Here is a 9,065-nt window from a genome sequence, read left to right as displayed (position 1 = left end):
TCGGCAGACAGAAGGTGTCAATCACGGTTTTGTTATCATCTGCCAGCACATGACCGCTGATGTAGTAATCTTTGTTCGCATCTTTTCTGTGGCTCAGTCCTGTGGTGAAAAAACGCTATCCCAGGGAACGCTGTAGGTTGAACCATTTAACCGGAATACGTGCACCAGTCTTTTTTTTCTGTCAAAGCGAACGGGGTAATGTGTCCAGGCAAACCATTCTGTTTTAAGAAGCTTGAATGAAAACAGAATTGCCGGAATCAACATTAAAGTGAAAATCAAAAGAGATTTTTCATTTTTCGAAAACATCAACCGGAGATATGGAACGGTGTCAAGAAGAACAGCAAGGTAAAACAGAGATGCTGAAAAAAAAACAAATGCAGCAATCAGACTCAGAAACCCTTTTGCTGAGAAGTATTTATCAACCAGTTCCAGATAATGGGAATTTAGTGTTATCACTTTCATATCGGGAACTAAAGATTGCCCATCCAGTTTAATTAACTGGTGTTGTTTTAGCTGATGCTTTATCTCTTCATCATTAAGCTCACGATTTAATTTAAACTTAGGGAAAAGACCGTAATAATCCATTTTACCCCTCCACTCCGAGAGCTAATTTAAGCTCATCCATTTCCATTTTCATGGTTGGCCATACAGGCAGTTCGGCTGCCACTATCTTCTTATATTTATCTTGTTTCTCTTTTGTATCATCTGGGTCAATAGGTATTCTTCGCCATTTACATTGTACCAGCCACTTTTGAATATTGTCGCGATTTTGAAACGCCAGATAAATAGCCGTACCTATTAAAATCGCAACGGCAATAAACGTTCCGATAACAGGTAAAGCGGCAACGACTGCAACAGCCACCCAAGCACCAGCGAACCCTGAAAGACCGTAAGCAACAGCAAGTCCGGTATGCCCTTTGTTAAATTCGTTAAACGAATGGAAAATATCATATCCCACTGCAATCACCCCAGCCACCACACCAAATGCTTTCCCCACATAACCAACCCATCTGAGAAAGGTTTCAGAGCTGAAAACCCGGAGCCTCGACGCAGCATTAGCAAATAACCGAAATTGTTTAATACCGGTCTCAATAATGCCTAATGTCGTGCTTCCAAGACCTAATACGCCCGCCCAAAATCGGGAATGCGCTTCTCCCTGATCGGCAGTGAGCGTTTTTTTATTGTGAATATCAGCAGAAATAAAAAGTGCTGCAACCTGAAGAATCCCGGAACATACCCCCAATGTAAATGGCATAGCCTGCCCGGCTTTTGTGACTCCACGCTGAACGGCGCCCTGCCAGCGGCTAAATTGCTGAGCCTCAACATCTGCTGATGTTCGAAGTAATTTACTCAATGCAATAGCACGCTCTTTGGGTGGCAGCGATGCCATCTCGTGTACTTTGTCAATATCAACCATGACCAGAAATTTCTTTGTTTCCTCAACTTCCATTGGCAACCCGTCGATTCTGAGTCGTCTTAACTCCCGTCTAACATAATGTCGTAAGCTGTCTTTATTTGCTCTGCTGTCCAGTCCGCTTTCCTTAGCCAGTTGCGTGACCACTTGAGAAACAAACTCTTTATATTTCCCTGTTTTTTCTAAAGGCACCAGTGCTTTATTTGTTATTGCACCCATCGCAACTAAACAGCCGTAGACTTTGTTTGATTCTAATGCCTGTGCGATCTGTTTTGTTAATATACCTGAAAGTAACCCAATGAAAATTCCTGCCACACCGGCAGCATTGTCACGCATTTTTTCGATACCATCTTTAAAGGCATCGGCAATCCCACTCCAGGGAATGGCAAACCAGTCCGAAAAGCCTTCAGTAGCTTTAGCTAACTTTTTAGCCAGAACATCCTGATTTAATATTAAAGCACGAGCCAGTATATTTGTTGCATCTGTAGGTGTCCCTGACAACAAATCATTAAAATGGCGAATGACCCCCACTTTGTCCTGCATCCCGGCAATGCAGTAATTCAGCGTCTGGACATACTCAATACCACTTTTCAATTCCTGGGTATCAAAATTATGCTTAAAATATCCGAGCAAGGCGCTGCCCTTTATCCACTCAAGATACATTTCAGTACGTGGGCTTACGATTCTTTCATTATACTGCTGTAAAATTTGATTAAATTTCTTCTGAAAGTCAGCCACTTGTGAAGGTTCATAATATTGTTCATATTCCGCCCACCTCCGGGCTGCTTCAGCCTTCATTTTTTTGTCGCCGATCGAAGTGTACATATTATCCGGAACATCGCTATTCCCGGCGTAGCCAAAGGGACCATAAAGTGCCATTCGCTCTTCGCTCTCACTCTTCTCAATAGAGTCTCGTTCAAACTGGCGATTCATCGATTCTTTCAAACCAGTAATTGCAGAGGCCAGAGCAAGCTCGCGTTGATATTCGGCTTTTTTGTAGACATTTTTTTGCAATTCATAGTCTATAATGGCGGAGAGATCCTGCAAGACGGCAGGTGGATCCTGTAGCAAAATCATTGCCCCCTTCTTTGGGTAAAGCTTGTCCGCCGATTTTTTGATTAAAAGGGCTTCAAATGTCGTGGCCGCTTTCCAGGGGGCGCGGGACCATATTCTGGCACTGCAACTTTCTCCTGATTTGCTGTATTCAGCCACTGTTTCTGTCAGCGCTGATATTGCAATAGTCTGGTCAGCCTTGCCGCTATTAATCCAGGCATCCATGTCAAAACGTTGCATATACTGGATGCGATAAGACACATCTTCATGTTTTGTGCGGACCGCAGGTGTCCATTCCACTTCGGACCAGCAGAACCAGAACACGCCGTTTTTCATACCCAAGGGCTTTACCGGTAGCGTTATCAGTGATGCACTCGCCAGTTCTTCTGGCTGAGTAACGCATGGCTTGGACTTGCCATTTGCAATATCAGGAGGCACATCTCCATTTTCAGGCAGCGGATAATAATATCCATCGCGAGTGACAAAGTAATTTATCCAGCGGTTACCTGACTCAGACCAGATGTATAAATAGCCCTCACGCAGCAAGCGGCCCGTCCATACAGTTTCGCCCTTTGCTACTGCAGGTACGGTGACGCTGCCTGGCAAAAGAGGTAGTGCATCATCCTTTGCCACAACCGCTGGGCGAACGGGTAAAATTGGCAACCCATAGCGAATACAGAATTTACAGCCTTTTTGTGTACTCATATTAATTGTCCCATACATTATTATAGGGCTGCATTTGGGTCATCTCCTGCCAGAGATGTTCATCCCAGTTACTGGTTACATCACGATAATAGTCTGGAGCCTGTCGGGACAGTGCCAGGAATGCCGCCATCTTCGGAGCCATCCAGAAACCTTCTGGCTGCACTAATCCATGCAGCGCAAATGCAATACGATCTTCCTGGGTCGGCAGTCCACATGTCTTCGCCTGCACAAGCAAAGCATCTATTTTGCGACTGCTTTCCTGACGCTGCGCCATATCGACACTATGTGGCAGTTTTTCCAAAGTAAGGTTTATCTGCCCACAACGCTGTAATTGTTCCAGCGGAATTTCTGTTTGGTCTCCGGGTTGGCAAGAAACCCGAGCCGGGAATGCCAGTGTGTGCCACTCTCCCTCCAGCCAGAATGTCCAGTATGGTATTTCCTGGGCGGGTAGCTGGTTAAACAATTGCCATGGGCTCAACATCCAGTGCAGATGAAACAACACTCGCGGATCGTAATAACGCAGGATATGTCCCTTTTGGTTTGTATCCTTTAAAAACAGGGCATTGACCATCAGATTGTGTACGATCTTAATCGGGCGCTGACAGGACAATAAAAGGACGCACGTCGGCGGTAAAGTAGGGTCTGCACATTGTGAAAGGTCTGCCATAAATGTTCTCCACTCACCAGGTGGAAGCTCATGCAACGGTATCAGCCACGGGTAAAGATGGGCCTGTGGTGCTAGCATCGGCGAAACCAGTTCCATATGCGGCCAGTTTTCTGGCAGTTCCGGCACCCGCATGCGGTCAATCACCGCATATTGATGGTCCGCCAGTTGTAAAGGATACTCCAGGTAATTAATCATCAGCCGTCCTTAGCTCAAAGACATGGTTGCATCACCCCGGCTTGCCGCATCAGAAGCCATAGATTCGCAGGCGGTAAATTTTGGGTAAGGAACATCCATTTTCACTGGACCCGCATAGTCAAAATCAGCACTTTTTACCTTAAAGTCACCCTGGGTGCCGTGTTCAATTTTGGTCGGGTCAATCGTCAGATAGGAACCACCACATTGAACGGTGATTTTCTTTTTCGCCGTGATAAGGATTTCATCTTCGGTACTCGTAATGGTTAACCCTTTCGCGGCTGTGATATCAATCCCATCTGTCTGCGCCTGTATTTCGATTTTTCCAGCCGCCGCAACCAGTTTCATCCCCATCTCATGGGCAAACACCACCACCGCTTTTTTCGCGACTAAGGCAATACGTTTCAGTGCTGATATTTCTGTATCCCCGCCTGCGGTTAATATCTGATTCTGGTTGGAACTAAACTGAATATGCTGAGGCGAAGAAAGTACAATCCCTGCTGGCGCACCAGCAACAATTACCGGCTGTTGCAGGGTATCCACACTTTGCTGTAAAAGAGTTTGCTGTGAGCAATTATCCAATGGAGCGATATTTGCAGTTTCCAGGATATTTGACAGCGATTCGGCCAAAGAAAGTGCGTCGGATAACTGGCGTTTAATCGCAGTCATCTCCAGCACCTGGCCCTGCGCCTTTGTCTGACCGTCCGCCGAGATGAATATCCCTTTCTGCGCCCGGATGGCGCCCCAGCTGTCCGTCCTGAGCTCAAACCCCTCGCCGCGCTGCTGTTTTTCGCTGTCGACCAGGTGGCCGAGATTCAGCTGGCTCTTGCCGCCGTATTCCGTGCTGACCTTGATATGCTCTTTCCCGCGCTCGTCGTCGAGGCGGATTTTGTTGTTCGCCGGGGTGCGCAGGACGTTACGTTTGTAGTTGCGGATGGTGACGTGGTCACCGTGCGCTGAGTCGTGCAGCACACCGGCGATGTACGGCCGGTCCGGGTTGCCATCTTCAAAACCAATCGCCACTTCTGTACCCGCCAGCAGCGGCAGGTGCAGGCCGTACGTGTCGCCGGCATACGGGCGGGACTGACGGACCCACAGGCTCTCGAATCCGGTTTCCCAGTTATCGCGGTCGAACAGCATGTTGATGCGGTAGCGACCGTCCTTATCGATATGCCCGTAGATGTCATTTTCAGTGGTACTGGTGACGCGGGCCGGTAAGGTGCCGGCCATCACCGGGCGGCTGCCGGGCGCCGGGCGGAAACAAAAATCGGTGCTGTCCGGGATACCGTCAAACCTGACGCCAAAATCTTCATCACGCCGGGCATGGCTGTGCATCGCCGTAACAACCACGCCCTGCGCAAACACCTCAGCCACTTCATAACCACCGGTGACTTTCACTACCTGACCAGGAGAAAGCACCGGACAGCTGGTGAAGGCCCTGGTCTTCGTCTGGCCATTCAGGTAACGTTCGTGACGAATGCGGGCGTAAAACGCCCCGGACTCCGGCGCCGGGTTGCGGTCATACGCGCTGCCGGGTGTCAGGTAGTTATCGGCCCAGTGATAGGCCTCACCATATGTGGTGGTATCCCCGCAGGTCGCATCCACCAGGGTATTCATGTCTTCCGTGGCCTGGCGGTAGTTGTAGTCGTGGGTGCTGACCGCCTTCTGCACCACGTTATGGTGGCTCTCCATCTCCCACACTGAGTCCACACCCTGTGAGTGCTGCCCTGACGGCGGCACCGACGGCAGCGCCAGACCTTTCTCATACCCCTGTTGGCTGTCGTAAAACTCCACCACGTCGATGTTCAGCCGCGTGTCGGTGGTGAAGCGGAACCAGATACCGACCTCACCCAGCAGGCGGGTGATAAAGTGCAGGTCGTTCTCACCGTACTGCATCACCTGCTCACGACGTGGATACTCTCGGGTGAGCGAAAACAGGAAATCCTGGCCGCGCATGCCGTGGCGCTCGCGCAGGATTTTCTCCGCAATCTGCGGGACGGACATGTCCTGGTAAATGGCGTTCTGGTGAGAGCGGTCAAGCAGTGCCAGACGCGGCTCAAGCGTGACCGCGTAGCGGGTTTCATCTTTTGAGGTGCCAAGACGCTCAAGCCCGCTCACCATCCCCTGTATCACCCGCACCGGCTGCTGCACCTTAATGCCATAACCCTGGTCAACCGGAGCCTGCAGCGTCAGGGAAGCCGCTTTCATCAGCATCATCTCTTTGCTGATGGCATGGTCCGCGCTGGTGAACTCAATACGGTAGCGGAAGGGTTTGCTCAGGGCTTCATCGCCCTCAAACGCCAGCACATCAAGCCCTGCGTCACAGCCCTTCACCGAAAGCAGGTGATGGCTGTGGCTGAATCTCAGCGGGGGATTACTGCTCATGCGTGCACTCCTTCTGTACAGTCAAACTCCAGTCCGATCCCCGCCTCCTCACTCCAGTTCAGGGTCAGATGCTGTGGCTTTTGCCCCGCCGCCTTGTGCGTCAGCAACTGTTGGCTCAGCACCGGTAAAATCTGCTGGTTCAGCAGGCTGTCGATGTTACGCGCACCGGTATCCGGCAACAGGCAGGCCGCGGTCAGGGCGTCATACAGGCTCTCATCAATTTTGGTGGTCAAACCGTAGTGTCGGCTCAGCCGCCTGCTCACCTGACCGAGCTTCATCCCGACAATTGTACGCATGGCTTCCTGCGTGAGCGGACGGTAAATCACCGTCTGGAAACGGGCGAGTAAGGCTGGCTGGAAGTGGTCGCGCAGCAGCGGACGCAGTAGCTCGTGCAGCTCCGGTTCGGTGGCTTCCGGCTGTGCATCCAGCAGCTGCATGATGTGGTCGCTGCCGAGGTTGGAGGTCATCAGAATTACCGTGTTACGGAAGTCGATTTCACGCCCCTCGCCGTCGCGCATAAAGCCGCGGTCAAAGACCTGATAGAACAGGTTCATCACGTCACGGTGGGCCTTTTCCACCTCGTCCAGCAGCACCACGCTGTAGGGACGCTTGCGCACGGCTTCGGTGAGAATGCCGCCCTGGCCGTAACCGACATAGCCCGGCGGTGAACCTTTCAGCTGGGAAACGGTGTGCGGCTCCTGGTACTCGGACAGGTTGATGGTAATCAGCGACTTTTCACCGCCGTACAGCACGTCCGCCAGCGCCAGCGCGGTTTCGGTCTTGCCGGTGCCGCTCGGGCCGACCAGCAGGAACACGCCCTGTGGGCCGTTTTCTGGTGTCAGCCCGGTTTTTGCCGCGCGCAGGCGCCGGGCGATGGCGTTCAGCGCCGCATCCTGGCCCACCACGCGTTTACCGAGGTGCTCTTCGAGGTGTAACAGTTCCGTCTGCTCATCCTTCATTAATGATGAGAGCGGTACTCCCGTCCAGTCGGCAATCACCGTGGCGACGGTACGCGCATCCACATCCAGCCCCAGCAGCGGGTTACCCTGCTGAACGTCACTCAGTTGCTGTTGCAGGCCGGCAATCTCCGCCTGACGGGAAAGGTCCGCGCGGCAGGCCAGCAGCGCTTCCGTGAGTTTCAGCTCCTGGCCGTACTGCGCTTCCCGTTCGTCGAGCTCCAGAATAATGCGGACTTCATCCTGTTCAATGGCCGCCAGACGTTCACCGTGGGTGATGTTACCCACCGCGATATCTTCCAGTAACGCCTGCTTTTCCATCGCCAGGGCCGTGAGCTGCGCCTTCATCCGGGTCAGCGTCTCCGGCACGGTGTCGAGGCTCATCCGCACGCGGGCCGAGGCGGTATCCAGCAGGTCAACCGCCTTGTCCGGTAGCTGACGGCCGGTCAGGTAACGACGGGAAAGGGTCACCGCCGCCCTGACCGCCTCATCGGTAATGTGCACACCGTGGTGCTGTGAGTAGCGTGATTTCAGACCACGCAGCATCAGGCAGGCGGTGTCGTCGTCCGGCTCATCTACTTTCACCATCTGGAAGCGCCGCTCCAGTGCCGCGTCGCGCTCAAAGTACTGCTTGTACTCGCTCCAGGTGGTGGCCGCGATGGTCCGCAGTTCGCCGCGGGCGAGCGCCGGTTTCAGCAGGTTGGCCGCATCCGCGCCCCCGGCCTGATTACCCGCACCGATAATGGTGTGCGCTTCGTCGATGAACAGCAGCACCGGGGACGGAGACTGCTGTACCGCATCAATGACGTTTTTCAGGCGCTGTTCAAACTCCCCCTTCACGCCTGCCCCCGCCTGTAACAGACCGAGGTCCAGCGTGCGCAGGCTCACCGTTTGCAGGGGTTCCGGTACATTCCCTTCGGCGATGCGCAGCGCCAGCCCTTCGACCAGGGCGGTTTTCCCCACGCCCGGCTCGCCGACCAGAATCGGGTTGTTCTTGCGACGCCGCGAGAGAATATCCACCATCTGGCGGATTTCATTGTCGCGGCCGAAAACCGGGTCGATTTTGCCCTCACGCGCGTTAGCGGTGACATCAAGGGTGAATTTGTCCAGCGCGTTCTGCAGGGCCGGATTCAGTTCGCCCTCTTTCACCTCACTGCCGGACAGCGGCACGCTGCCGCCCTGCGCCAGTTCTTCTTCCTGCTGTACCTCTTCGCGCTCGTCTGACTGCGCATCCAGCAGCGGTCGCAGACGCTCAAGCTGGCTCACCCCCAGCGTCAGCAGCGGCCATAAACCGTCGCAGCGCACCAGGCTCTGCCGGTCCACCAGCGCCATCAGCAGGTGAATGCTGCGTATCTGCTCTTCGCCCGCCAGCGAGGCGCGCAGCCACGCGTCCTGCATCAGGGTCTGAGTGCTGTCCGAAAGCTGCGGACGGCCGCGCACTGAACGGGGCAGCTTCTCCAGAAAATTCAGCAAATCCTGCCAGATGGCGTCCATATCCCACTCGTAGCGGCGGGCCAGCACGGTGAGATCGCCCTCCCCCTGCTCCAGCAGCTTCAGCAGCCAGTGCTCGGGCAGGATTTCCGCATGGGCGCGGGTCTGGCACAGGGAAGCCGCGCCTTCCATCGCACGGGCGCAGTAGGGGTTCAGACGACGTAACAGGCTGGCTGGATTTTCCATGAGACTCTCTCTTTAT

At 53.3% G+C, this 9,065-nt stretch carries 5 protein-coding genes; all 5 read right to left on the bottom strand.

The window, feature by feature from the left end; genetic code table 11:
• Positions 1-93: 93 nt before the first annotated feature.
• From M8370_RS17840 to tssH, 5 genes are read right to left on the bottom strand one after another with little or no spacing between them, the layout of a single operon-like run.
• Positions 94-585 (bottom strand): hypothetical protein, encoded by a 492-nt coding sequence (locus M8370_RS17840; protein WP_250021522.1) that lies wholly within the window; start codon positions 583-585, stop codon positions 94-96.
• Position 586: 1 nt separating this feature from the next.
• Positions 587-3,172: a T6SS effector BTH_I2691 family protein gene (locus M8370_RS17835; RefSeq protein ID WP_250021521.1), complete on the bottom strand. Its 2,586-nt coding sequence runs from the start codon at positions 3,170-3,172 to the stop codon at positions 587-589.
• A 1-nt stretch (position 3,173) separates the two neighbouring features.
• Positions 3,174-4,034, bottom strand: coding sequence for a DUF4123 domain-containing protein (locus tag M8370_RS17830; protein ID WP_048970895.1), 861 nt, complete (start codon positions 4,032-4,034; stop codon positions 3,174-3,176).
• Positions 4,035-4,043: 9 nt separating this feature from the next.
• Complete coding sequence (locus tag M8370_RS17825) at positions 4,044-6,416, bottom strand: type VI secretion system Vgr family protein (protein WP_250021520.1); 2,373 nt, start codon at positions 6,414-6,416, stop codon at positions 4,044-4,046.
• Positions 6,413-9,049: a type VI secretion system ATPase TssH gene (gene tssH / locus M8370_RS17820; protein WP_250021519.1), complete on the bottom strand. Its 2,637-nt coding sequence runs from the start codon at positions 9,047-9,049 to the stop codon at positions 6,413-6,415. Before tssH ends, M8370_RS17825 begins: the two co-directional genes overlap by 4 nt.
• Positions 9,050-9,065: the final 16 nt, after the last annotated feature.

It is taken from the genome of Enterobacter cloacae complex sp. OE43NF (assembly GCF_023544405.1).
Lineage (GTDB): Bacteria > Pseudomonadota > Gammaproteobacteria > Enterobacterales > Enterobacteriaceae > Enterobacter > Enterobacter cloacae.
This window is presented reverse-complemented; position numbering and strand designations above follow the sequence as displayed.

Bases quoted from the DNA above. Each gene is read 5' to 3' on its own strand.
- M8370_RS17840 (WP_250021522.1), bottom strand. From the start codon at position 585: ATGGATTATTACGGTCTTTTCCCTAAGTTTAAATTAAATCGTGAGCTT.
- M8370_RS17835 (WP_250021521.1), bottom strand. From the start codon at position 3,172: ATGAGTACACAAAAAGGCTGTAAATTCTGTATTCGCTATGGGTTGCCA.
- M8370_RS17830 (WP_048970895.1), bottom strand. From the start codon at position 4,034: ATGATTAATTACCTGGAGTATCCTTTACAACTGGCGGACCATCAATAT.
- M8370_RS17825 (WP_250021520.1), bottom strand. From the start codon at position 6,416: ATGAGCAGTAATCCCCCGCTGAGATTCAGCCACAGCCATCACCTGCTT.
- tssH (WP_250021519.1), bottom strand. From the start codon at position 9,049: ATGGAAAATCCAGCCAGCCTGTTACGTCGTCTGAACCCCTACTGCGCC.